This window comes from Catellatospora sp. NPDC049111 (assembly GCF_040648615.1).
GTDB lineage: Bacteria > Actinomycetota > Actinomycetes > Mycobacteriales > Micromonosporaceae > Catellatospora > Catellatospora aurea.
In genome coordinates, this window is record NZ_JBEZEB010000054.1 from 20,700 (window position 1) to 42,891 (window position 22,192).

At 71.8% G+C, this 22,192-nt stretch carries 21 protein-coding genes and 1 pseudogene; 9 read left to right on the forward strand and 13 right to left on the reverse strand.

All coding sequences use genetic code 11. The features are described from left to right. Positions 1-114 precede the first annotated feature (114 nt). Both AB0B66_RS39370 and AB0B66_RS39375 read right to left on the reverse strand, forming a co-directional pair. Entirely contained in the window at positions 115-783 is a 669-nt protein-coding gene (locus AB0B66_RS39370) for a hypothetical protein (RefSeq protein ID WP_360539971.1), read from the reverse strand. A gap of 47 nt (positions 784-830) precedes the next feature. Further along, positions 831-1,475: a hypothetical protein gene (locus AB0B66_RS39375; RefSeq protein ID WP_360539973.1), complete on the reverse strand. Its 645-nt coding sequence runs from the start codon at positions 1,473-1,475 to the stop codon at positions 831-833. A gap of 101 nt (positions 1,476-1,576) precedes the next feature. Between AB0B66_RS39375 and sulP the strand changes: the two genes are divergently transcribed. From sulP to AB0B66_RS39410, 7 genes are all read left to right on the forward strand, one after another. Continuing rightward, a complete protein-coding gene (sulP, locus tag AB0B66_RS39380) occupies positions 1,577-3,268 on the forward strand; it encodes a sulfate permease (protein WP_360539975.1) in 1,692 nt (563 codons plus the stop codon). A 62-nt stretch (positions 3,269-3,330) separates the two neighbouring features. Beyond that, positions 3,331-3,987, forward strand: coding sequence for a phosphoribosyltransferase family protein (locus tag AB0B66_RS39385; protein WP_360539977.1), 657 nt, complete (start codon positions 3,331-3,333; stop codon positions 3,985-3,987). After that, positions 3,984-4,256 (forward strand): DUF1876 domain-containing protein, encoded by a 273-nt coding sequence (locus tag AB0B66_RS39390; RefSeq protein ID WP_360539979.1) that lies wholly within the window; start codon positions 3,984-3,986, stop codon positions 4,254-4,256. Before AB0B66_RS39385 ends, AB0B66_RS39390 begins: the two co-directional genes overlap by 4 nt. A 48-nt stretch (positions 4,257-4,304) precedes the next feature. Continuing rightward, a complete protein-coding gene (locus AB0B66_RS39395) occupies positions 4,305-4,769 on the forward strand; it encodes a universal stress protein (RefSeq protein WP_360539981.1) in 465 nt (154 codons plus the stop codon). Between the two features lie 143 nt (positions 4,770-4,912). Further along, positions 4,913-5,542 (forward strand): DUF899 family protein, encoded by a 630-nt coding sequence (locus AB0B66_RS39400; protein WP_360539983.1) that lies wholly within the window; start codon positions 4,913-4,915, stop codon positions 5,540-5,542. A gap of 232 nt (positions 5,543-5,774) precedes the next feature. Beyond that, positions 5,775-6,887 carry an acyltransferase gene (locus AB0B66_RS39405; RefSeq protein ID WP_360539985.1) on the forward strand — a complete coding sequence of 371 codons (1,113 nt, stop codon included), beginning with the start codon at positions 5,775-5,777 and terminating at the stop codon, positions 6,885-6,887. Positions 6,888-6,984: 97 nt separating this feature from the next. After that, positions 6,985-8,202, forward strand: coding sequence for a cation:proton antiporter (locus tag AB0B66_RS39410; RefSeq protein WP_360539987.1), 1,218 nt, complete (start codon positions 6,985-6,987; stop codon positions 8,200-8,202). A gap of 90 nt (positions 8,203-8,292) precedes the next feature. Here the strand turns inward: AB0B66_RS39410 and AB0B66_RS39415 are convergent, their stop codons facing one another. The 10 genes and pseudogenes from AB0B66_RS39415 to AB0B66_RS39460 form a co-directional block, all read right to left on the reverse strand. After that, the gene (locus AB0B66_RS39415; RefSeq protein WP_360539988.1) at positions 8,293-8,652 is read right to left on the reverse strand and encodes an SHOCT domain-containing protein; all 360 of its coding nucleotides are present in this window, start codon (positions 8,650-8,652) and stop codon (positions 8,293-8,295) included. A gap of 22 nt (positions 8,653-8,674) precedes the next feature. After that, on the reverse strand, positions 8,675-9,124 hold the full coding sequence (locus AB0B66_RS39420) for a DUF6325 family protein (protein WP_360539990.1): 450 nt from the start codon (positions 9,122-9,124) through the stop codon (positions 8,675-8,677). 195 nt (positions 9,125-9,319) lie between these two features. Beyond that, positions 9,320-11,338, reverse strand: a pseudogene (locus AB0B66_RS39425) (glycogen debranching N-terminal domain-containing protein); the annotation flags it as partial. Further along, positions 11,331-11,693 (reverse strand): SCP2 sterol-binding domain-containing protein, encoded by a 363-nt coding sequence (locus AB0B66_RS39430; protein ID WP_360539992.1) that lies wholly within the window; start codon positions 11,691-11,693, stop codon positions 11,331-11,333. The gene AB0B66_RS39430 and the pseudogene AB0B66_RS39425, both read right to left, overlap by 8 nt. A 139-nt stretch (positions 11,694-11,832) precedes the next feature. After that, positions 11,833-13,065, reverse strand: a complete 1,233-nt coding sequence (locus AB0B66_RS39435) for a NarK/NasA family nitrate transporter (protein ID WP_360539994.1) — start codon at positions 13,063-13,065, stop codon at positions 11,833-11,835. After that, positions 13,062-13,364 carry a DUF6755 family protein gene (locus tag AB0B66_RS39440; RefSeq protein ID WP_360539996.1) on the reverse strand — a complete coding sequence of 101 codons (303 nt, stop codon included), beginning with the start codon at positions 13,362-13,364 and terminating at the stop codon, positions 13,062-13,064. Before AB0B66_RS39440 ends, AB0B66_RS39435 begins: the two co-directional genes overlap by 4 nt. Next, on the reverse strand, positions 13,361-13,870 hold the full coding sequence (locus AB0B66_RS39445) for a Rieske (2Fe-2S) protein (protein WP_360539998.1): 510 nt from the start codon (positions 13,868-13,870) through the stop codon (positions 13,361-13,363). The genes AB0B66_RS39440 and AB0B66_RS39445 overlap by 4 nt, the downstream gene beginning before the upstream one ends. Next, on the reverse strand, positions 13,867-14,520 hold the full coding sequence (locus AB0B66_RS39450) for a 4Fe-4S dicluster domain-containing protein (protein WP_360540000.1): 654 nt from the start codon (positions 14,518-14,520) through the stop codon (positions 13,867-13,869). Before AB0B66_RS39450 ends, AB0B66_RS39445 begins: the two co-directional genes overlap by 4 nt. After that, positions 14,517-16,802 (reverse strand): molybdopterin oxidoreductase family protein, encoded by a 2,286-nt coding sequence (locus AB0B66_RS39455; RefSeq protein WP_360540002.1) that lies wholly within the window; start codon positions 16,800-16,802, stop codon positions 14,517-14,519. The genes AB0B66_RS39450 and AB0B66_RS39455 overlap by 4 nt, the downstream gene beginning before the upstream one ends. A 1-nt stretch (position 16,803) precedes the next feature. Continuing rightward, positions 16,804-17,805: a hypothetical protein gene (locus tag AB0B66_RS39460; RefSeq protein ID WP_360540004.1), complete on the reverse strand. Its 1,002-nt coding sequence runs from the start codon at positions 17,803-17,805 to the stop codon at positions 16,804-16,806. A 263-nt stretch (positions 17,806-18,068) separates the two neighbouring features. Here AB0B66_RS39460 and AB0B66_RS39465 point away from each other — a divergent pair, with 263 nt between their 5' ends. Then, positions 18,069-19,025, forward strand: a complete 957-nt coding sequence (locus tag AB0B66_RS39465) for an endonuclease/exonuclease/phosphatase family protein (protein ID WP_360540006.1) — start codon at positions 18,069-18,071, stop codon at positions 19,023-19,025. A gap of 49 nt (positions 19,026-19,074) precedes the next feature. Here the strand turns inward: AB0B66_RS39465 and AB0B66_RS39470 are convergent, their stop codons facing one another. Further along, the gene (locus AB0B66_RS39470) at positions 19,075-21,375 is read right to left on the reverse strand and encodes an isoamylase (protein WP_360540008.1); all 2,301 of its coding nucleotides are present in this window, start codon (positions 21,373-21,375) and stop codon (positions 19,075-19,077) included. Between the two features lie 157 nt (positions 21,376-21,532). Between AB0B66_RS39470 and AB0B66_RS39475 the strand changes: the two genes are divergently transcribed. After that, entirely contained in the window at positions 21,533-22,192 is a 660-nt protein-coding gene (locus AB0B66_RS39475; RefSeq protein ID WP_360540010.1) for a dienelactone hydrolase family protein, read from the forward strand.

The window sequence follows — 22,192 nt, forward strand, 5'->3', positions numbered from 1 at the left end:
CTTGCCAGGCACGTGTGCGTATCTTGACCCGTCATTCGCCCAGGTGCCTGGCAAGTCGGTGGACCTTGGTGCGCGATCCGCCCGCACCGTGCCGGCCGGGGACGGTCGAGGTGGTTACGCCTCCTCCACGTCCTCGTCGTCGTCCGGTTCCTCCGGGCGGAGCCGGAGTCCTTCCGGCGTGCGCAGGAAGGCCGTCTCGAACGGGCGTCCGCCGATATGCGCTGCCAGCAGCACCGGTTCGGGGTGGGCCGCCTGCACGCCCGGCCCGACGATCACGTTCCAGGTGTGCAGGCAGATCAACGGCAGGCCAGGGTCCGCCGCGTAGACCAGAGTGGTCGGCCACGGGGAGCCCGCGCGGCCGTACGGCAACGACGACTCGCCGAACGCCGCGACGACGTCCGACAGGGTCCGGTCGGCCGTACACCAGTCGGGCAGCCGCGCCAGCAGGTCGGCGTGCTCCGCCGCCGTCAGCCGACGCTCCACGTCCAGCCAGCCGACGCGGTGGGCGAACTCGGCGTACATCGACGCCATGACCTGGTCGGGCTCCGGGTCGTCCGGCATCACCCGCTTGGCCGTGCCGAGCACGCCGGTCGGCAGGAACAACCCGCGTTCGCGCAGGTCCTCAGTCTCGCGGTGCCACTGCGCCTCGATGCCGTCGGCGAATGCCAGCGCTTCGAGGAGCACACGCAGGGTGCTCTCGCCGCCCCACATGCCCGGCCGGCGCAGCGCGTAGTTGACCTTCAGGCGAAGGTGCGCGCGGATCTCCTCGGCAGATCTGGTCATCCGCCGACACGATCACAAGCGTTGTCCGGCCCGCGCAGCGGGGTGAGTCAGGTACCGGCCTGCACGGCGATCGCCGGGTCCAGCACGCCCGCGGAGTCCCAGCCGGGATCGTCGCCGTCCGGGTCGACGACCGCCCCGAGGAATGCGACCTCCACCGTTCGCAGCCCTTCGACCAGCGCTGCGAACGGGTACGCGGCGCTGAATCGCGCCTGCGTGCCGCCCACCAGCAGCAGCGACAGCACCGAGCCGTCGTCGAAGGGCAGGCCGGGATGGACATCGCCGCCCCAGTACAGAACCGGGACCTCGGCGTCGCCGTCGGCGAACCGTCCCGCCCCGGCGAGCATGAGCAGGTCGGTCTGGGTGGCGTAGTGGTCGGCGTGGTAGTCGTACAGGTAGACCTCCAGCGCCCCCTCGTGGTGGCGGGCGAGCGTGTACCCGCCGGCGGCCCGCGCCGCGAGCAGCTCCAGCGGGGTCCGGGTCCGGTTCGCGCGGTAGGTCGCGGCGGCGGCCGGTGAGCCGGCGAGCTCGGTCAGGGCCCAGTCGGGCGTGGCGTCGTCCGCCGCCCAGCCGCGCCACATCTCGTCCGGGTTCGCGATCACGCCGAGGTCCGGCAGCGGTGTGGACAGCCACGCGTCGAAGCCGTCGCGCGACATCGGCATCCGGGTCGCGAGCATGTAGGACCGTCCACCCACCGGGCACCTCCGTCGTCGTAGGACCCGCCCGACCGTAGCCGATCATGTCCGGGTCCCGGCGGCGGGGTTTCGCGCGGAGGTGCCATGCGGTAAAAGTGACCATGGCCGACAGACCACGATGGATTCCGCAGGCGCCCGGTGTGGTGACGCTGCGGGCGTACGACCGCGGCTGGCTGCGCGGGGACGTGCTCGCCGGGGCGACCGTCGCGGCGTACCTCATCCCGCAGGTGATGGCGTACTCCGGACTGGCCGGCCTGCCGCCCGTGGCGGGACTGTGGGCCGCCCTGCCCGCGCTGGCGCTGTACGCCCTGCTCGGCTCGTCGCGGCAGCTGTCGGTCGGCCCGGAGTCCACCACGGCGCTCATGACGGCCACCGTCATCGCCCCGCTCGCGGCGGGCGACCCCGGCCGGTACGCGGCCCTCGCGGCGGGCCTGGCCGTCATCGTCGGCCTGCTGTGCCTGGTCTGCTGGGCGATCCGGCTCGGTTTCGTGGCCGATCTGCTGTCCAAGCCGATCCTGGTCGGCTACATGGCGGGCGTCGCCATCATCATGATCATCGGTCAGCTGGAGCGGCTGACCGGCATCCCGGTCGACGGCGGCACGCTGCTCGGCGAGGTGTGGTCGTTCATCAAGGGCATGGGGCAGATCCACCTGGCCACGGTGGTGCTCGGCGCACTCGTGCTGGCGTTCCTCTACCTGGTCCAGCGGCAGTTCCCGAAGCTGCCCGGCCCGCTGCTGGCGGTGCTGCTGGCCACCGGGGCGACCGCGCTGTTCGGCCTGCAGGACTACGGCATCGCGACGATCGGCAAGATCCCGTCGGGGCTGCCGTCGCTCGCGTGGCCCGACCTGACCGACTTCGCCGACCTGCTGCTGCCCGCCGTGGGCGTGATGCTCGTCGGCTACACCGACAACATGCTCACCGCCCGCGCGTTCGCCGCCCGGCACCGCCAGGAGGTCGACGCCGACCAGGAACTGCTCGCCCTCGGCGTGGCCAACCTCGGGTCGGGCGTGCTGCGCGGCTTCCCGGTCAGCAGCAGCGGCAGCCGCACCGCGCTGGCCGACGCGGCGGGCGCGCGCAGCCAGGTGTACTCGCTGACGGCCCTGGTGCTGGTGATCTGCACGCTGCTGTTCGCCAGCCCGGTGCTGTCGGCGTTCCCGACCGCCGCCCTGGGCGCGATCATCGTGTACGCCGCGCTGCGCCTGATCGACCTGCCCGGCTTCCGCAAGCTCGCCGCGTTCCGGCGCAGCGAGCTGCTGCTGGCGCTCGCCGCGTTCGCCGGGGTGCTGCTGTTCGACATCCTCTACGGCGTGCTGGCGGCGGTGGCGCTGTCGGTCGCCGAGATGCTGGCCCGGGTCGCCCGCCCGCACGACGCGGTGCTCGGCATCGTGCCGGGGGTGGCCGGGATGCACGACGTCGAGGACTACCCGCAGGCGCGCACCGTGCCCGGTCTGATGATCTACCGGTACGACTCGCCGCTGTTCTTCGCCAACGCCCAGGACCTGCGCCGCCGGGCCCTGGCCGCGGTCGGCCAGGCCCCGGACGTGAAGTGGTTCGTGCTGAACGCCGAGGCGATCGTCGAGGTCGACATCACCGCCATGGAGGCGGTCGAGGAGCTGCGCAACGAGCTGACCCAACGCGGCATCGTGTTCGGCATGGCCCACGTCAAACAGGAACTGATGGACGAAATGGTGTCATTCGGCCTGGCCGAGGCGGTCGGCCGCGACCGGATCTTCCACACCCTGCCCACCGCCGTCGCCGCATTCCGCGCCGAACATCCGCAGACCTCCGTCTGAGTCACGAAAGTCCTGGTCACGAAGGCTTCCGGGGGACGACCATGGTGGAGGAGGGTGCCGCCATGTTCCAGAACCGCACAGACGCCGGGCACCGCCTGGCGCAGCTGCTGACCTGGCTCCACGACGCCGACGTGGTCGTGCTCGGGCTGCCCCGTGGCGGCGTGGTCGTCGCGGTGGAGGTCGCCCGCGCCCTGAACGCCCCGCTCGACGTGCTCGTGGTGCGCAAGCTCGGCGTGCCGTCCCAGCCCGAGGTGGCCATGGGCGCGATCGGCGAGGACGGTGTACGGGTGCTCAACCCGGGCGTGCTGGACGCGATCAGGATCAGCCCGGCCGCCCTCGACCGGGTCGAGCAGGCCGAGCGGGCCGAGCTGGAGCGCCGGGTGCAGCGCTTCCGGCACGGCCGCGACGCCGAGTCGCTCGCCGAGCGCACGGTCGTGATCGTCGACGACGGTGTCGCCACCGGCGCGACCGCCCGTGCCGCCTGCGAGATCGCCCGCGCCCGGGGCGCGTCCCGGGTGGTGCTGGCGGTGCCGGTGGCCGCCGCGGACACCGCCGCCGAGCTGCGTACGGTCGCCGACGAGGTCGTCTGCGTGGAGACCCCGGACCTGTTCATGGCGGTCGGTGAACGCTACGCCGACTTCCGGCAGACCTCGGACGAGGAGGTCGTGGCCCTGCTGGAGGGCTCGGCGCACATCCTGGAAGGGGGGCACCCGCAATGACCGTGCTGAAGCGCTGGAACATCGAGGTGTTCGTCGGCGAGGACGAAGGACGCACCTACGCCGAGGCCAGAATGCTCGACGACGAGGTCGGCGACCGGCTCATCGGCGTCGGGCGGGCCAAACTCAACCCGGACGACCGGGACATCCCCGAGATCGGCGACGAGCTCGCCGTCGCGCGGGCGCTGTCCGACCTCGGCCACCGCCTGCTGGTCGTCGCCGCCGGTGACATCCAGCGGGCGACCCGGGAGAAGGTGCGGCTCACACACTGACACGCCATGGCGCGTTAGCGCCGACCGGTCGAGGGTAGGGGGCGCGGCATGACGAACTTCCGGATCGTGGTCGGGGTCGACGGTTCCGAGGGCGGCCGGCGCGCGCTGCGCTGGGCGGTGCACGAGGCGGCCGGCCGCGGCGGCACCGTGCAGGCCGTGGCGGCCTGGCGGTGGGACGATACCGACGACGACGTCATCGGTTCGGCCGCCCGCGACCTCGCCGGCGACATGCTCGACCGGGAACTCGGCGCGCTGCCCTCGTTCCAGCGCGAGGGCGTCGCGATCGCGGGGGAGGTGGTCGAGGGCCGGCCCGCCGACGTGCTCGCCGCCGCGGCCGCCGACGCCGACCTGCTCGTGCTCGGCAGCCACGGCACCAGCCGGCTGATGCACACGGTGCTCGGCTCGGTTAGCGAGGAGTGCATCGGCAAGGCCAACTGCCCGGTCGTGGTCGTGCCGGTCGGCCACGAACTGCCCCACGCCGCCGAACTGGCCGTCCCCGACCCGGCGGCCTGACCCGGCCGCCGCCCGAGATCATCGGACTTGCCAGGCACCTGGCCGTATCTTGAGCGGCCATTCGACCAGGTGCCTGGCAAGTCGAGTGATCATGTGGGCGGACCGGGACAAAGGTGTCGGACGGGCCGGGCAGTATGGCGGGTATGGACAAACCGACGATCGTGAGCGCCGAGGAGTGGCAGCAGGCGCGTGACGACCTGCTCAAGGCGGAGAAGGAGCTGACCCGCGCCCAGGACGCGCTGGCCGCCCGGCGTCGCCGCCTGCCGATGGTGAAGTTCGACCGGCCATACGTCTTCGACACGCCCGAGGGCGGCCGGAGCCTGCTCGACCTGTTCGACGGCCGCGGCGAGCTGGTGGTGTACCAGTTCATGGACCGCGGGCCCAAGCACTACTGCCCCGGCTGCACCTGGTTCACCGACAACGTGCCCTTGCACGCGCTGCCCCTGCTGGCCGCCCGCGGCATCACCTGGCAGACCGTGTCCAACATGCCGCTGGCCCAGATCGAGGCCTACAAGGCCGAGCGCGGCTGGACGCTGCCGTTCGTGTCGTCGCACGGCACGTCCTTCTCCGACGACTGCGGCGCGGGCGGCGGGTTCATGCTCAGCGTGTTCCTGCGCGACGGCGACGACGTCTACCGCACCTACAGCACGACCGCCCGCGGCGTGGACCGGCTGAACTTCGCCGCCAGCATCATGGACCTGGCCCCGTACGGGCGCATGCAGGACTGGGAGGACTCCCCGGACGGCTGGCCGCAGCACCCTACGTACGGCTGAGCATGGGCGACCCGAAGCGGCGGCCGTCCCTGCCGGACGGCTGCCGCTCGTGTGCGGTGACGGGTTCCCGTCGCTCCGGTCCGCGCGCCGCGCCCCGGACAGCGGTGCGCGGCAAGGAGATCCGCCCTGGTGAAGCCGCGCAGGACGGCTGCCACGGACCGGGTCGGACGGTGTCGCCGTCGGTGAACGGCCGATGGCGTGCGCCCGACGCCGCACGTTAGAGTCTGCGTCCGTGACGCCACTGTCCGCCGCGATCGACCCGCGCAAGAACTCCCTCAACGCCCTGCGGCTGCTGCTCGCCGCCGCGGTGATCGTGTCCCACGCGCCCCAGGTGGCCGGGTGGCGCGACCCCTACAAGTGGGGCGACCTGGAGATCGGCGGCTGGGCGGTGGCCGGCTTTTTCGCGATCTCCGGCTGGCTGATCACCGGCAGCCGGCTGCGGCTGGACATGCGGCAATTCCTGTGGAACCGCGTGGTGCGCATCTACCCCGGCTACTGGGCGGCGCTGGCGGTCACCGCGTTCGTGCTCGCCCCGATGTCGCTGGCCTTCGACGCGGGAGCGTCCTGGGACCCGGTGTCGGCGCTGCGGTACGTGTTCGCGAACGCGACCCTGGTCGAGGTCCAGCAGAAGATCCAGCACACGCTGCTGAGCGCGCCCTACGACGCGACCTGGAACCTGTCGCTGTGGACGCTGATGTACGAGTTCGCCTGCTACGTGGGCGTCGGCGTGCTGCTGTCGTTCGGCTACGCGCGCCGCGAGCGCTGGGTGACCCTCGCCGTGTTCGCGGTGCTCGCCGCGGGCACCGCTGCCTTCGAGTTCACCGACGCGGACGTGCCCGGCATCGTGAACATGAGCTTCCGCCTCGGCAGCTTCTTCCTCGCCGGAGCCGTGCTCAAGCGGTACGCCGACGTGATCCCGTCGGTGTGGTGGCTGGCCGTCGCGGCGACCGCCGTGCTCGGCGTGCTGTGGGCGACCGAGACCGTGAAGGCGTTCGCCGCGCTGCCGCTGGGCTACCTCACCATGTACCTGGGCGCGCGGCTGCCGCTGCACAAGGTCGGGCGCCGCAACGACATCTCCTACGGCGTGTACATCTACGCGTTCCCGCTGCAGCAACTGCTCGCGATGGCCGGGGCCACGGCGTGGGGCGTGGTCGGCTACATCGCCGCGACCGTGGTGGCGGTCGTGCCGTTCGCGGCGGCGAGCTGGTTCCTGGTGGAGAAGCCCGCGCTGCGGTTCAAGGACCTCGGCCGCCGTGGCACGGCCGCCCGGCCGGCCGTGCCACCACAGGCGGGGGCCCCGTCCCCGGCCGACGTGACCATGGAGATCCCGGTCGCCCGGCCCTGAGTCCGCCCGGTCTCCGGCAGCGGCCCTGCCGGACGCCCGACCGGTGACACAATGATTCGGTGACATTCCCGGGCAAATCACCCAGTCATGCCGCGCGGTGCGCGTGTACGGGCTGATCGCCTTGGCCGTCGTCCTCATCGGCTGGGCGGCGGTGTCGGCCCGCGCGGCGCGCTACAGCGTGACCCTCCCGATCGCGCTGCTGCTGGCGGGCCTGCTGCTGGCCGGTGGCGACGACCCGCTCGTCGCCGTGGACATGTCCTCCTCGGCGGTGCAGCACGTGCTCCAGCTGACGCTCGCCCTGATCCTGTTCGGCGACGCCACCGAGATCAGCCTGCGCCGCCTGTGGTCGGCCGGCCACCTGCCGCTGCGGCTGCTGCTCGTGGCGTTCCCGCTGACGGTGCTCGCCGGCCTCGCCACCGGCCTGGCGCTGTTCCCGCAGGCGAACATCTGGGTCGTCGCCATGGTCGCGGCGGCGCTGACCGCCACGGACGCGAGCCTGGCGACCATGCTCGTGCGCGACGAGCGCATCCCGCACGACCTGCGCACCGCGGTGACCGTCGAGAGCGGCCTCAACGACGGCCTGGCCGCCCCGCTGGTGGTGTTCTTCGCCGCGGCGGCCGCGGCCGTGGGCACCGAGCGCACCCCCGGCGCGGTGCTCGGCCACACCGTCGTCGAGCTGCTGATCGCACTGGTCGCGGGCATCGCCGCGGGCGCGGGCGCGGGCCTGCTGCTGCGCTGGGCCCGCCACCGGGGGTGGAGCGCGGCGCGGGCCGAGCGCCTGGCCTACCTCGCCGTCGGGGTGCTGGTCTTCGAGGCCGCCCACGCGTTGCACGGCAACGGCATCGTCGCGGCGTTCGTCGCGGGCCTGGCGGTCCGCGCGGTCGACCGGCACCTGCCCGAGCGGCACCTGCAGACCACGCACGACGTGGTCGCGCTGCTGGCGGCGGGTGTCTGGTTCGCCTTCGGCTCGCTGATCCCGCACACCCTGGCCGACCTGCTGAGCTGGCGCGTCCTGCTGTACGCGGTGCTGAGCCTGACCGTGGTGCGGATGCTGCCGGTCGCGCTGAGCCTGGTCGGGCTGCGCCGCTACCCGCGTGAGGTGTGGCTGCTGTCCTGGCTCGGCCCGCGCGGGCTGCCCAGCGTGATCTTCGCGCTGATCGGCGTGCAGCAGCTCACCGGCGTCTCGGCGCAGCTGGCGATCAGCCTCATCATGGCCACGGTGCTGCTGAGCGTGCTCGCCCACGGCTTGTCGGCGATCCCCATCGCCGAGCGCTGGAGCAGCCCGGCGGCGTTGAAGCCGCCGACAACCACATGATCGTCGGACTTGCCGGGCAGGTGTGCGTATCTTGAAGCCGGATACGCCCAGGTGCCAGGCAAGTCGGACGATCATGGACGCGGGCGGCGGTCAGCCGGCCAGGATGGCGGCCTTCTGCTGCTCGAACTCGGCGTCGGTCAGCACGCCCGACGCCTTGAGGTCGGCGAGCGTCTTCAGCTGCGTGAGCTTCGCGTCCATCGGCTGCCCGGCCGGTGCCGCCGCCTGCTGCTGCGCCACCTGCTGCTGGTAGGCCTGCTGCTGCGCCAGCTGTTGCTGCGCCGCCAGCTGCTGCTGGTACGCGGCCTGATCGGCGTACGCCTGCTGCTGCGCCGCCTGCTCGTCCTCCTGGGCCGCCCACCGGCCGGCCTGCCGGCGCGACACGCGGTTGGACACCGCGGTCGCCGTCCCGGCCACCACGGCCGTGCGCGCCACTCCTCGAAGCAATCCCATGATCACATCCCCCGTTTCTGCGCTACGCGCCGGACTCGGCGGCGGCCAGCAGCGCCTGCACCGGGATGCGGCCGCTGGCGACCATCTGCGCCCCGCCGCGACGCCAGGCGCGGGCCAGCGGCGCCGCCCAGGTGTTCTCGTACACGATGACGCCCGCCGAGTTGCCCGGCTCGATCGCGCCGGCGGCCTCACTCAGGTCGTCCCGGTCCAGCAGCCCGGAGGCCGCCCCCTGGAACACCGCGAACTCGCGGGCGCCCATGGCGTCCATGTCCTCGACGGCCACGGCGGTGACGGTGCCGTCGGTGTCCTTGCGGATGAAGGCCAGGTCGAGAATGCGGATGACGCCGCGGTCGACGAGATCCAGCAGCAACGGGATGCCCTCTCCGGTCATCCGGTTGCCGGGGAACTCGATCACCACGTAGTCGATCGGCCCCATCTCCTCGAACTCGCTCACGTCGTCGGTCTTGCTCATGCGGTATGCCTCCCAAGCAGCGATGTGACCGCCCGCCCCGCGCCCGTGCCTGCATCGTAGGCACGGGCCGGTGCGCGGCGAGCGTGATTCGTCAAGGCGGCCGGACCCGTCCGGTCACACCACGGCGGCGGACCTCTTCCGTTTGGTGGCGGCGGTGCCGAGTTCGGGCCGCATCCGGCCCTGCCGGTCGGTGCGCAGCAGCCCGCGGCCGAACGCGTCGACCCGGCCCCAACGGCCGGGGATGCCCAGCAGTTCGATCTGGCCGATGCCCGCGGGCAGGGCCGCGTCGACGACCAGGCTGTCCTCCAGCGGCTGCAGTCCCAGCATGGTCCGCAGCAGCAGCAGGGGAGCACCCGTCGACCAGGCCTGCGGGCTGCACGCCGTCGGATACTGCACCGGGTATTTGGTCTCCTCGCGCGGGTAGCCGCCGAACGCCTCCGGCAGCCGCCCGTCGAAGTACTCTGCGGCGTCGAGGATGCCGGCCGCGATCTGCGCCGCCTCCTTCTTGAATCCGTAGCGGCGCAGCCCCCAGGCGATGAACGAGCAGTCGAACGGCCACACCGTGCCGACGTGGTAGCCGATCGGGTTGTAGCGCTTCTCGCCCAGCGCCAGTGTGCGCACGCCCCAGCCGGAGAACAGCCGCGGCCCCATCAGGTGCCGGGCCAGCGCGCGGGCGCGCGACTGCGGCACGATGCCGCTCCACAGCAGGTGCCCGATGTTCGAGGTGAGCACGTCGACCTGCCTGCCCTCGGCGTCCAGGGCGAGGGCGTAGTACTCGCCGTCGGCGACCCAGTAGTCGCGGTTGAACCGGCGCTTGAGGTCGGCGGCCTGCTTCTCCAGTTTGTTGGCGTAGTCGGGGTCCTTCCACACCAGCCGGGCCAGGCGCGCCCCGCGCATCCGCGCGTCGTAGGCGTAGCCCTGCAGCTCGCAGGTGGCGCGGGGGAAGCCGGGCAGGCTGCCGTCGCGGTAGGAGATGGAGTCCCACGAGTCCTTCCAGCACTGGTTCTCCAGGCCCGACTTCTCGTTGCGCCGCTGGTACCAGACGTAGCCGTTGCCGAGCAGGTCGGCGTACTCGTCGACCCAGCGCAGCGCGGCGCGGGCCTCCAGTTCCAGGTCGCGGACCAGCGCCTTGTCACCGGTCCAGCGCTCGTACTCGTCGAGCAGCACCACGAACAGCGCGGTCGCGTCGGCGTTGCCGTAGTACGGGCTGTGCGGCTGGTCCTGGAAGGCTGCCGACTCGCCGTAGCGCATCTCGTGCAGGATGCGCCCCGGGTCCTCGTCGCGGAAGTCGTCGAACCGGCTGCCCTGGCGGGCTGCCAGCTCGCGCAGCGTGGTGGCGGCGAGTTCCGGCACGAACGGCAGGGACTGCAGGCTGGTGAAGATGCTGTCCCGGCCGAACATGGTCATGAACCAGGGCAGTCCCGCCGCGGGCAGGCTGCGCCCGGCCGAGGTCAGCGGGGAGAAACGCAGCGCCGCCAGGTCGATCAGGCTGCGCCGGTAGGTCTGCCGCAGCGGTCCCCACTCGCATTCCAGCTTGGGCGCGCCCTCCAGCCAGCGGTCCAGGTCGTCGCCCATGTCCTCGGCCGCCTTGGGGCCGCCGAGCCGGGTCCGCTTGCCGTTGCGGCCGATCAGGATCGGCGTCACGTGCAGCTCGCAGGTCCAGTGCGACTGCGGCTCGACCCGGATCTTGTAGATGAGCCCGTGCTCGTCCATGATCGCGCGCGGCTCCGAAGTGATCTCGGTGGCGCGGTGGAAGGTGTCCCGCCGGTAGCCGAACACCAGCCGATCGCGTTCCACGCTGGAGTACAGCTCGCCCTTCTTGGCCTCGTCGTTCTTGACGTCGAACAGGTCGGAGAAGTCGCTGCCCGCCTCCATGCGCACGGTCAGCTCGACGGCCTCCTCGCCGTGGTTGAGCACCGCCAGCCGTTCCCGGAAGCCCTCGGTGACGGTGCGCTGGCGCATCACGGACAGCTTCGCGTCGATGTAGACGGTGCCGCCGCCGGGCGCGAGGAAGAACCTGGTCTCGAAGTACTGCAGGTCGTCGACGGACAGGGTGCCCAGCCGCTCGCCGTCGACGGTGAGCACCCACGTCGACAGGAAGCGGGTGTCCCAGGCGAACAGCCCGGTCGGGTCGGTGCGGGACGCTTCGATGTCGCCGCGCTCGTCGCTGACGACGAAGGTGTTGCCGTTGAGGATGCGCACCTGGTCAGCCACGGCCGACCGCCGCCGGGTGGGTGCTGCGCACCGGGCCGCTGAACACGCGCTGGAACAGCAGCAGCAACTCCGGGTCGCCCTCGGCTTCGAGCGCACCGCGCAGCAGTGCCGCGAACGCGTTGTCCTCGCCGGTGACGATGTTTTCGAACACGTCGGCGTCGGTCAGGACCGCGCAGTCGGCCTTCTGGTTGCGCCGGGACACGGCGAACCTGCCGTGATCGACCGTGACGAACCAGCGTTCGACGTGCCCTTTCGCGCCGATGTCGAATCGGATGCTGCCTGAGCTGCGCCGCAGTAACGGTTCCTCGCCGCGTTGGGCGAGGTCGGCGAAGAACTGGTCGGTCGCCGTGGGCATGTGCACCATCTCCTTGGAGGGGCGGGTCCCGGTCGCGGCGGAGAGCGAAGGCCGCCACGGTCCCATCAGGTCGCGATGGACAGCACGGACCCGTCGGTATGTGTTCTGAGCGTATCCGTGATGCCCTTTTCGGGGGCTTTTATCGCGTATTAAGGTTCGGTCGGCCCGGCGGCCGGGCCGCCGCTTCCACCGGCGGCCGGCGGTTGCGCTGGGTCCAGGTGTAGGCGAGTGCCGCCAGCGCCACCAGGGCCAGCAGCAGCAGCCCGATGGTGTAGTGGCCGGTGGCCCCGTAGACCGCGCCCATGACCAGGGGCGGCACGAACCCGCCGAGCCCGCCCACCGCGCCGACGATGCCGGTCACCGCGCCCACCTTCGGGCCCGGCACGACCTGAGCGAGCAGGGAGAACACCGCGCCCGCACCGGCGCCCAGCATCGCCGCCATGACCAGGAACGCGATCGTCGCCCACGGGTACAGCGCCGGGGCCGAAGACTGCCAGGCCGCCATCACCGCGAGCACGGCCAGGCAGATGCTCAGCACCTTGGCGGCCCCGACCCGGTCCGACAGCCAGCCGCCGGGCGGCCGGAACAGCACCGCGACCAGCGTGAACCCGGCCGCCTTCAGCGAGGCGTCGCCCTGCTCCAGGCGGTACTGGCTCTGCAGGTAGGTGACCAGGTAGACGGCGAACGACACGTACCCGCCGAAGGTGACCGCGTACAGGGCCGACAGCGGCCAGGTCATCGGCTGGTGGGCGGCGTCGGTGAACCGGTGCGCGAACGGCTCGGCGGGCACCGTGCGGCCCGGCGGATCGCGCAGCACCAGCCACGCCACGACCCCGTAGATCGCGAGCACCACCGCGCACAGGTAGAACTGCGCGTTCGGCCCGATCTCGCGCATCGGCTTGGTCAGCAGCGCGGCGATCGCGGTGCCGCCCATGCCCATGCCGATGACGCCCAGCGCCATGCCGCGTTTCGTCGGCGGGAACCAGCCGTTGCCGTGCGGGATCGCCGCCGCGAACGGCGTGCCGCCGACGCCCAGCAGGAACCCGACGGCCAGCATCGCCGGGTACGAGTCGCCGGCCACGGTCAGCAGCAGCACCGGGATGATGGTCAGGAACGCGAGCGCGGGCAGCATGACCCGGGCGCCGAGCAGGTCGGTCAGCGCGCCGACCGGGATCCGGCCCAGCGCGCCGACCAGCACCGGCACCGCGACCAGGACCGACTGCTGCACCGAGGACAGCCCGAGGTGCTGCTTGTAGAACGCGGACAGGGGCGAGATCAGGCCCCACGCCCACGCGGTGAGCAGGAAGCCCAGCGCGGCGAGGATCAGGTTGACGTAGGCGCCCCGGGGCACCCGTCGGGCCGGGGCGGTCACCGGTCGCGCCGTTCGCCCAGCCGCCACGCCCACAGGGCGACGAGGAACGAGGCCACCCCGAACGCGGCCGCCCACCAGGCGACCGCGGTGTTTCCCATCATCCAGGCGTTGAGCCCGACCCCGATCGCCCACAGCTGGCCGACGAGGATGGACAGCACCAGCGCCAGCCGCCCGGACAGCATCGACGAGCGTTCCGGGTCGGTCTCGCCGCCCGCGCCGGGCCCCGGGCCGGTGCTGCGGATGCGCGGGTCGCCGTACCCGCTGGTGGGTTTGATCTGCGGATATCGCGCGTCGGTCATGGCTGCTCCTCGCCGGAATCCAGGGTGCCCACGGCCCAGATGCCGCCGTCGCGCTCCTCCAGCAGCACCCGCGGCAGCGGGCGCGGCGGGGGACCGGCGGTGACCGCGCCGGTCCTCGGGTCGAACACGCCCTCGTGGCAGGGGCAGTACAGTTCGCCCTGCTCGCCGCGGTCGGCCCGCCACAGCACCCCGCAGGCCAGGTGCGTGCAGATCGACGAGTACGCGCACAGCGTGCCGTCGGCCATGCGCAGCGCGACGGCTCGGTCCTCCGCGCCCGGGTAGCTGAACGCCACCGACTCACCCGGCGGCAGTTGCTCCGCGACCAGCTTCGGCGGAGCGGAACCCTCGCCGTGCCGGTGGAAGATCCCCGCCGCCACCGCCACGCCACCGGCCGCGAGGCCGCCGGACATCGTGACCGCCAGCCGCAGGTAGTCGCGCCGGCTGGTCAGCGAGTCGGCCGCGATCCGCTCCCGCAACGCCGCGACCTCCTGCTCCTCCACCGTCACAGCGGATCTCCCAGCACGTTGTCCGCCGACGGCTCCAGGTGCCCGGCCGGTTGCGGGCTGCCGGTGACGCGGGCGTGCTCGCCGGCCCCGCCGGGCAGCGGCTCGCCGACCGGCCGTCCCTTGGGGACCACCATCGCCACGCCGGTGGAGATGATCGAGCCGTCGAAGTCGAACGTGCTGGCGACCTCGACGCCGGGCCGCTCGGTGCGCAGCTCCTCCAGGGTGCCGTAGAAGATCGACCCGGTGGGGCAGACCGTCGCGCACATCGGGGCCAGCCCGTACGACGTCCGGTCGTAGCACAGGTTGCACTTGAACTGGAGCTTCGCCGCCAGGTCGATCTTCGGCACACCCATCGGGCAGGCGTTGACGCAGTTGCCGCAGCCGATGCAGCGGCTCTTGTCCGCGTCGTGCACCACCCCGTCCGGGGTGACCAGGATGGCCTCGGCCGGGCACACCTGCGCGCACGGCGCGACCGGGTCCTCGCAGTGCATGCACACCGTCGGGCTGGACGCGACGCTGCCGCCCTGGTCCAGGTAGTCCAGGTGGATCATCGACTTGCCGCGGTGCGAGTCGCACTCCCGGCACGCCGACACGCAGGCCTGGCAGCCGATGCACCGGCCTGGGTCGATCACGATGGTGCGTCCCATCATGGTTGCGACGTCCCCCTTCCCTGCGACGACGTGGGCGGCAGCTGCTCGGCGCGGGCCCGCTGCGCGTCGGCGTAGGGCTCGCGCCCCGGCGGCATCGGCGGCGCGGGCACCGGCGTGACCGCCTCGGCGGGCTCGATCCGGCACGCGCACACCTTGTACTCGGGGATCTTCGAGCGCGGGTCCAGCGCGTCGATGGTCAGCTCGTTGGCCGCTACCGGGTAGGGCCAGTGGTACGGCACGAACACCGTGTCCGGCCGGATCGCCTCGGTGACCAGCGCCGGGAACGTCGCCGAGCCGCGTCGGGTGACCACGGTGACCGCGTCGCCGTTGCTGAAACCGTGCGACGGATGGACCTCCACCCACGGCCGTGGCGTCTGCTCGACCAGCCCGCCCAGGCGCCGGGTCTGGTTGCCCGACAGGAAGTGCGCCACCGTCCGGCCCGTGGTCAGCGTCATCGGGTACGTGTCGTCGTACGGGTCGGCGGGCGGGTGCCAGCGCACCGCCTGCATATGGACCTTGCCGTCGGCGTGGTACGTGCGCCCGCCCTCGAACAGCCGCGGCGTGCCCGGATGGTCCAGGTCGGGGCAGGGCCAGGCGATGCCGCCCGTCTCGTCGAGCCGCGCGTACGTGATGCCGTAGTAGTCGTTGACCGTGCCCCGCGACGCGATCCGCAGCTCCCCGAACACCTGCTCGGAGTTCGCGAAGTCGAACTTGTCCCCGACGCCGAGCCGCCGCGCCAGCTCGCACAGCACCCAGGTGTCGGTGCGCACCCCGGGCAGCGGCTCCTGGGCCTTGCGGTGGCGCACCACCCGGGCCTCGGCGTTGGCCATCACCCCGTCGTCCTCGGCCCAGCTCGTCACCGGCAGCACCAGGTGCGCGTTGGCGGCGGTCTCGGACAGGAAGAAGTCGCACTGGGCGTGGAAGTCCAGCGCGTCGTAGCCCGCCTTGACCACGGCGTAGTTGGGCAGCGACACGAACGGGTTGTTGCACAGCCCGAACAGGCCGCGGATCTCGCCGCGGCTCATCTGGTGCACCATCTCCATCATCGACGTGCCCGCCTGCGGCAGGTCGTCCACGTCGATGCCCCAGATGTTCGCGACCTGCATCCGGTGCACGGGGTCGCTGATGGACCGCCCGCCCGGCAGCATGTCCGACTTCTGGCCGTGCTCACGCCCGCCCTGCCCGTTGCCCTGCCCGGTGATGGTGCCGTAGCCGGCCCCGGGTTTGCCGAGGTTGCCGGTGGCCACGCACAGGTTGATCACGGTGAGACAGTTCTCGACGCCCTGGGTGTGGTGCTCGATCCCGCGCGCGTGCCAGGCCATCGCCTTCGGCGCGGTGGCGAACATCCGCGCCACCTGCGTGACCTGCTCGGCGGGGATGCCGCAGATCTCGGCGGCCCGCTCGGGCGGGTATTCGGCGGCCGCCGCCCGTACCTCGTCCCAGCCGGTGGTGTGCTCGGCGAGGAATGCCTCATCGGTCAGGCCCTCGGCGACGACCACGTGCAGCACCGCGTTGAAGAACGCCGCGTCGGTGCCCGGCCGCAGCGCCACGTGGAGGTCGGCGGTCCGCGCGATGCTCGTCTCGCGCGGGTCGACCACGATCAGCTTCGCGCCGCGGTCCCGCGCGCCCCACAGGTACTGCGTCATCACCGGGAAGCACTCGCCCACGTTGGAGCCGGCGATCAGCAGGCAGTCGGTAAGCAGGCAGTCCGCGAACGGGTTCGCGGCCCGGTCGATGCCGAACGACAGCTTGTTCGCCCCGGCCGCGCTGACCATGCACAGCCGGCCGTTGTAGTCCACGTGCCGGGTGCGCAGCGCCACCCGCGCGAACTTGCCCACCAGGTACGTCTTCTCGGTGAACAGGCTCGCCCCGCCGAGCATGCCGAACGCGTCCCGCCCGTGCTCGGCCTGGATGCGCTGGATCTGCTCGGCGGTCACGTCGAGGGCCTGCTCCCAGGACACCGGCCGCAGGTCGTCGGCGCGGCTCTGGCGATACAGCGGCGCCGTCAGCCGGTCGGGGTGGTTGACCTGCTGGTACGCGTTCAGACCCTTCGGGCACAGCCGCATCCGGTTGATGTCGTGGTCGCGCGGCTCCACCCCGAACACCTTGCCGTCGTGGACCCGCAGGTACATGCCGCACTGCACGCCGCAGAAGCAGCAGTGCGTCGGCACGAGCCGCTCCTCGCCCCGGATCGCCCGCCAGCGGTCGGCGGGCAGCCCGCCCGCGTCGCGGAACCGCCCGGTGCCCGGCGGGGTGATGTTCGGGTCGAGCGGGATGGTCACGTCAGAACCCCGGCTTCACGCTCGTGCGGTAGGCCTGCCCGCGCCGCAGCCGCTTGCACCGCGGGCACACCTCGGCCAGGCCGTCGAAGTCGAGTTTCAGGTCGCGCATGGTGGCGCGCAGGTTGTCCACGTACGCCGTGGTGTCGATCGGCTCGCCGCAGTTGCGGCAGTGCCGGATCTCCCCGTGCTCGGTGTACTTGAACAGTTGCATGCCGACCGCGGCCGGGCGCTGGGCGATGTGGAAGAACTTGCCGAACGGCAGGTACAGCAGCGTCAGCACGACCGCGGCCATGTGCAGCACGGCCAGGAACTCGTAGCCGCCGCCGTGCAGCGCGACGCTGGAGAACGTCAGCAGCAGCCCGGTCACCGAGATGATGATCAGCGCGAGCAGCGGCACCAGGTCGTAGCCGAACCGCTGGCCGGTGCTCGCCTCCCGGTCGCGCATCCGCCGGATCAGGAAGTACGTCGCACCCGCGATGACCAGCACCGCGGCGAGGTCGAGCCCGTGGAACAACACCCACCCGAGCAGCGACAGGGCGTTGAAGTCGACGACCCGGAAGCCCCAGATGTTCATGGTGTACTCCGGGCCGGCCCCGGTGTTCGACGTGAAGGTGAACCAGCCCCAGGACAGCGGGAAGGTGATCGCCGCCGCCAGCAGGCAGCCCCAGAAGATCAGTTGATGCGCCGCCCAGCGGGCCCGCGAGCGCGCGCCGAGGAACTTCTGGAAGCCGAGGTACGTGGCGATCATTCTGGGTAGCGCGGTCGGCGTGCGCCGCAGGTTCTGCCAGGACAGCGCCGCGCCCCAGCCCTTCCTGAACAGCCGCCGCGCGCCGGGGGAGGAGATCCATACCGTGTAGCGGTAGGCGATGCCGAAGGCGAGGAATACGCTGGCGATGGCGTACGGGGCCAGGGCGGAGTCGAAGTGGTGCAGGCCCCGGCTGCCCAGGTAGATCGCCGCGCAGAGCACCAGGGCGGTGACGATGCCGACGAGCACGGGCCTCATGCAGCCGATGCTATGTAATCGGCATATCCACCGTATGAGGTTTATCGGACTTACTGTCACAGATGCCCGAACCTTGGTCACGTTCGGTGACAGCGTAGCCTGACGGGCGCGTGGTCGACGATCGATCGGCGAGGTGGCCCGTCCGCCTCCCTGCATACCGGGAGCTGTGTTAAGGCACCGTTAATCGCGGATGGATACTTGTCACACGGCAGAATCCGCGGCAGGCAAGGGAATCGGGGCGTCCCGCCGGTAGCGTACGCACAGTGACGACTCAGCTGGTGAAGGCGGCCCCCCGTACCCGCGAACCGGGCCACCCGTGGCTCGCGGCCATGGTCGTCATGGCCGCGTTCCTGCTGGCGGCCGTGCTCGCCGGGCACCGCCTGGTGCCCAATGTCTACAGCGTCGGCAGCCTGCTGGACTCCGTCACGCCCCTGTTCGGTCTCGCCGTGCCCGTGCTGGCGCTGTTCGCGCTGGCGGCCCGCGCCCGGGCGGCGCTGCTCGCCGTCGCGCTGCCCGCGGCCGTCTGGGCGGCGCAGTTCGGCGGCGCGCTGCTGCCGCCGCAGGGCGGGCCCGCCGAGCTGCGGGTCGTCTCGCAGAACCTCTACGCGGACAACCCCGACCCGGCGGCGACCGTCCAGGCGCTGGCCGCCGAGGGGCCTGACCTCATCGCGCTGCAGGAGTCCGCCGACGGCGCCATCACGGCGGCCGCCGGGCGGCTGCGCAAGACCTACCCCCAGCACGCGGTCAAGGGCACCGTCGGCCTGCTCAGCAAGTACCCGATCACGCGGGTGAGCAGCCTCGACAGCGAGACGGGCTGGATCCGCGGGCTGCGGGCGGTGGTCGAGACGCCCCGGGGCGACGTCGCGGTCTACGTCGCCCACCTGCGCTCGGCCCGCCTCAACGAGACCGCGAGCCGCGACCGCAACATCCAGGCCCTCGCCGACGCGTTACGCGCCGACGACGCGAGCCGCGTGCTCGTTCTCGGCGACCTCAACACCTCGGCCGAGGACCGCGCCTTCGCCCCGCTGTCGGCGCTGCTGCGTGACGCCCAGGCCGACGCCGGCTGGGGCTTCGGCCTGACCTGGCCGTCCGCGGTGCCCGTACTGCGCCCCGACCAGGTCCTCTACCGGGGCCTCACGGCTACCGACGCGGGTGTGCAACGCGCCCCGGGGACCGACCACCGGGCGGTCACGGCGTCGTTCGCGTTCCCGGCCGGCTGACCTCGCGCGGCGGGGTCCCGTCCTTGCCGGGACAGGACCCCGCCCGGCGTCACTTCGCGATGAGCAGCAGCACCGCGCGGGCGCGCAGCGTGTACGCCGTCCCGGCCCCGCCGATGACCGCCTCCGCGCCCGGCGCGGCGACCTGGTCCGCGCCCTCGGCCCACGGGGCGGTGTCGGTGACCCGGTACCACTGCTTTCCGGCGGGCGGCGCGGGCAGCGTGAACACCACGTCGCCCGACCAGCCGTTGTAGGCGGTGTACAGCGCGCTCGCGCTGTCGCCGAACTCCGTGCCGTCGATGCGCCAGGCCAGCGCGTGGTTGTTCGCGTTGCCCCAGTAGGCCCCGTCCGGCGCGACTCCGGCCGGGGTGAACCACTCCAGCTGCCCCAGGCCGTTGCCGTTGGTGTCGGACGCGGTGTAGAAGCTCACCGGCCGCAGCGCCGGGTGCGCCTTGCGGAACGCGGCCAGCCGCGACGTGTACGCCTTGAAGTTCGTCTCGTCGGTGGTCAGCGACCAGTCCAGCCAGTTCGCCGACGAGTCGACGTTGTACGGGTTGTTGTTGCAGTTGACCGACCGCAGTGTCTCGTCGCCGCCGGTCATCATCGGGGTGCCGCCCGACAGCATCAGGAACGCGAACGCGTTGCGGGCCGCCTTGCGCTGGTCGGCCGCGACCCCGCCCTGGTCCCAGGAGATGTTGTCGTCGCTGCCGCCGTCGGACGGCCCGTACGGCCACGCCTGCCCGTTATTCTTGCCGTTGCACGAGTACAGGTCCTTCTGCGTGAACCCGTCGTGCGCGACCATGAAGTTGACCGAGTGCCACGGGCGGCGGCCGTCGTCGCCGTACAGGTCCGACGACCCGGCGAAGCGGGTCGCCAGCTCGCTCGGGGTCACCGCGTCGACGCCGAGCTTGTTCTGGTCGCGGCGCAGCGTGTCGCGGTAGATGCCGTTCCACTCCGACCACGCCGCCGGGAAGTTGCCCACCTGGTAGGTGCCCGCACCGATGGCCCACGGCTCGGCGATCCAGTCCACGCCGGAGCCGCCGCCCGCCGGGCGCGCGGGCATCTCGGTGGTCAGCCGGTTGAGCGCGGTGTTCGCGTCGGTGCGGCTGTAGCTGAAGCACCCGTGCTGGCACGTGTTGCCCAGCACCGATGCCAGGTCGAACCGGTAGCCGTCCACGCCCAGGGTGTTCTTCCAGTACGCGACCGAGTCGACGATCAGGTTCTGCGCGGCGGGGTTGCGGGTGTTGAAGTTGTGGCCCAGCCCGGTGTTGTCGATCGATCCCTGCATGTCCGAGGTCAGCGAGTAGTACGCCGGGTTGTCCAGCCCTCGCCAGGAGAAGATGTGGTACGTGTTCTTGTCCCCGATCGCGCCGCCCTCGGCGGTGTGGTTGTAGACGACGTCGACCAGCACCTTGATCCCGGCGTCGTGGAACGCCTTCACCATGGCCTTGAACTCCCGCGTCGGCCCGCCGGGGGTCTTGTCGTAGGAGTAGCGCCGGTCGGGGGCGAAGTAGTTCTCCGTCATATAGCCCCAGTAGTTGTCACCGCTGGTGCTGCTCGGGTTGACGTCGTTGTTGTCGTTCTGCGTCTCCTGCAGCGGCAGGAACTCCACCGCCGTGACCCCGAGCGAGGCCAGGTACGCCGCCTTCTGGCCGGCCGCCTTGTAGGTGCCCCGCTCGGCCGCCGCGATGGACGGGTCGGCCTTGGTCAGGCCGCGCAGGTGCACCTCGTACACGATGTCGTCCTTGAAGGCCCGGGTCGGCTTGGTGCCGAAGCTCGTGCCGTCCGCGGCCAGCACGATGCCCTTGGGCGCGATCGTGCCGGTGTCCACGGCCCGCTTGGCCGGGCCGGACGAGTAGTCGCTCGCCACCCCGTCGGGCAGCGCGGTGTCGTGGCTCATCTCCCGGGCGTACGGGTCCAGCAGCAGCTTGTTCGGGTTGAACCGGTTGCCGGCCGAGTCCACGTCGGCGACGAACCCGACGGTCGAGCCCTTCGTCCAGCTCGCGCTGTACGGCCAGTTCGGGCCCCAGGCCCGGTAGCCGTAGTAGACGGTGCCGGTGACCCCGGCCGCCTGCAGCGTCGCCACGCTGACCGTGGTCGCCCAGACGTCCCCGGTGCCCTTGGTGAGCAGGTAGGACGCCTTCTCCTGAGCGCCGGTGGCGGCGGAGTAGACGTAGACCGCGATGCGGGTGGCCCGGGACGAGTACACCCGGAAGTTCACGTTGGAGCCGGAGTAGCGGCCGCCCAGGGTCTGGGTGTCGATCCCGGCCTGGGCGGGCGCGGTGGGGGAGACGAGGGACAACCCGGCTGCCACCAGCGTGGCGGCGAGCACGGACCTCCATAGGCGACGCATGGTCTTCCTTCCCGGAGCGGGGGTGGTGGCCGGGGGAGCGGCGGCTGAAACTTCTTGCAAAGTGTGACTCAGGTTACGTGCAAGTTTCAGGCCCGTAAAGATGCGCCAACTGCCGCCAACACGAGCGGCGGGCCGCCGGGCGAGCAAGGATGGAGAGGTGGACGAAGTCACGTCCGGAGACAACGGAACAGCGGCCGAGGTCGTCATCCCCGTGAACGGAGCCGCACTCTCGGCCCACCTGGCCATACCCCCGCAGGCAGCCGGGCTCGTCGTGTTCGTGCACGGCAGCGGCAGCAGCCGGCACAGCCCTCGCAACCAGTACGTCGCCCGCTTCCTGCGCGACGCGGGCCTCGGCACGCTCCTGTTCGACCTGCTCAACGAGTCAGAGGAGAACGACCGGGGCAACGTGTTCGACATCGGGCTGCTCGCCGGGCGGCTGGGCGAGGTGCTGGCCTGGCTGCGCACCCGGCCCACGGCGCAGGGCCTGCCGGTGGGCCTGTTCGGGGCCAGCACCGGCGCGGCCGCCGCCCTGTGGGCCGCCTCGAACGGCAACGCCGACGTCGCGGCGGTGGTGTCCCGCGGCGGCCGCCCCGACCTGGCCGGCGCTCACCTCGCCGAGGTACGCGCGCCGACCCTGCTCATCGTCGGCGGTCTCGACCACACCGTGCTCGAACTCAACGAACGCGCCGCCGCCCAGCTCACCTGCGAGCACGCCGTCGAGATAGTCCCCGGCGCCACCCACCTGTTCCAGGAACCCGGCACTTTGCAGCAGGCAGCCGTGCTGGCCCGCGACTGGCTGGTGCGCTACGTGCGCTGA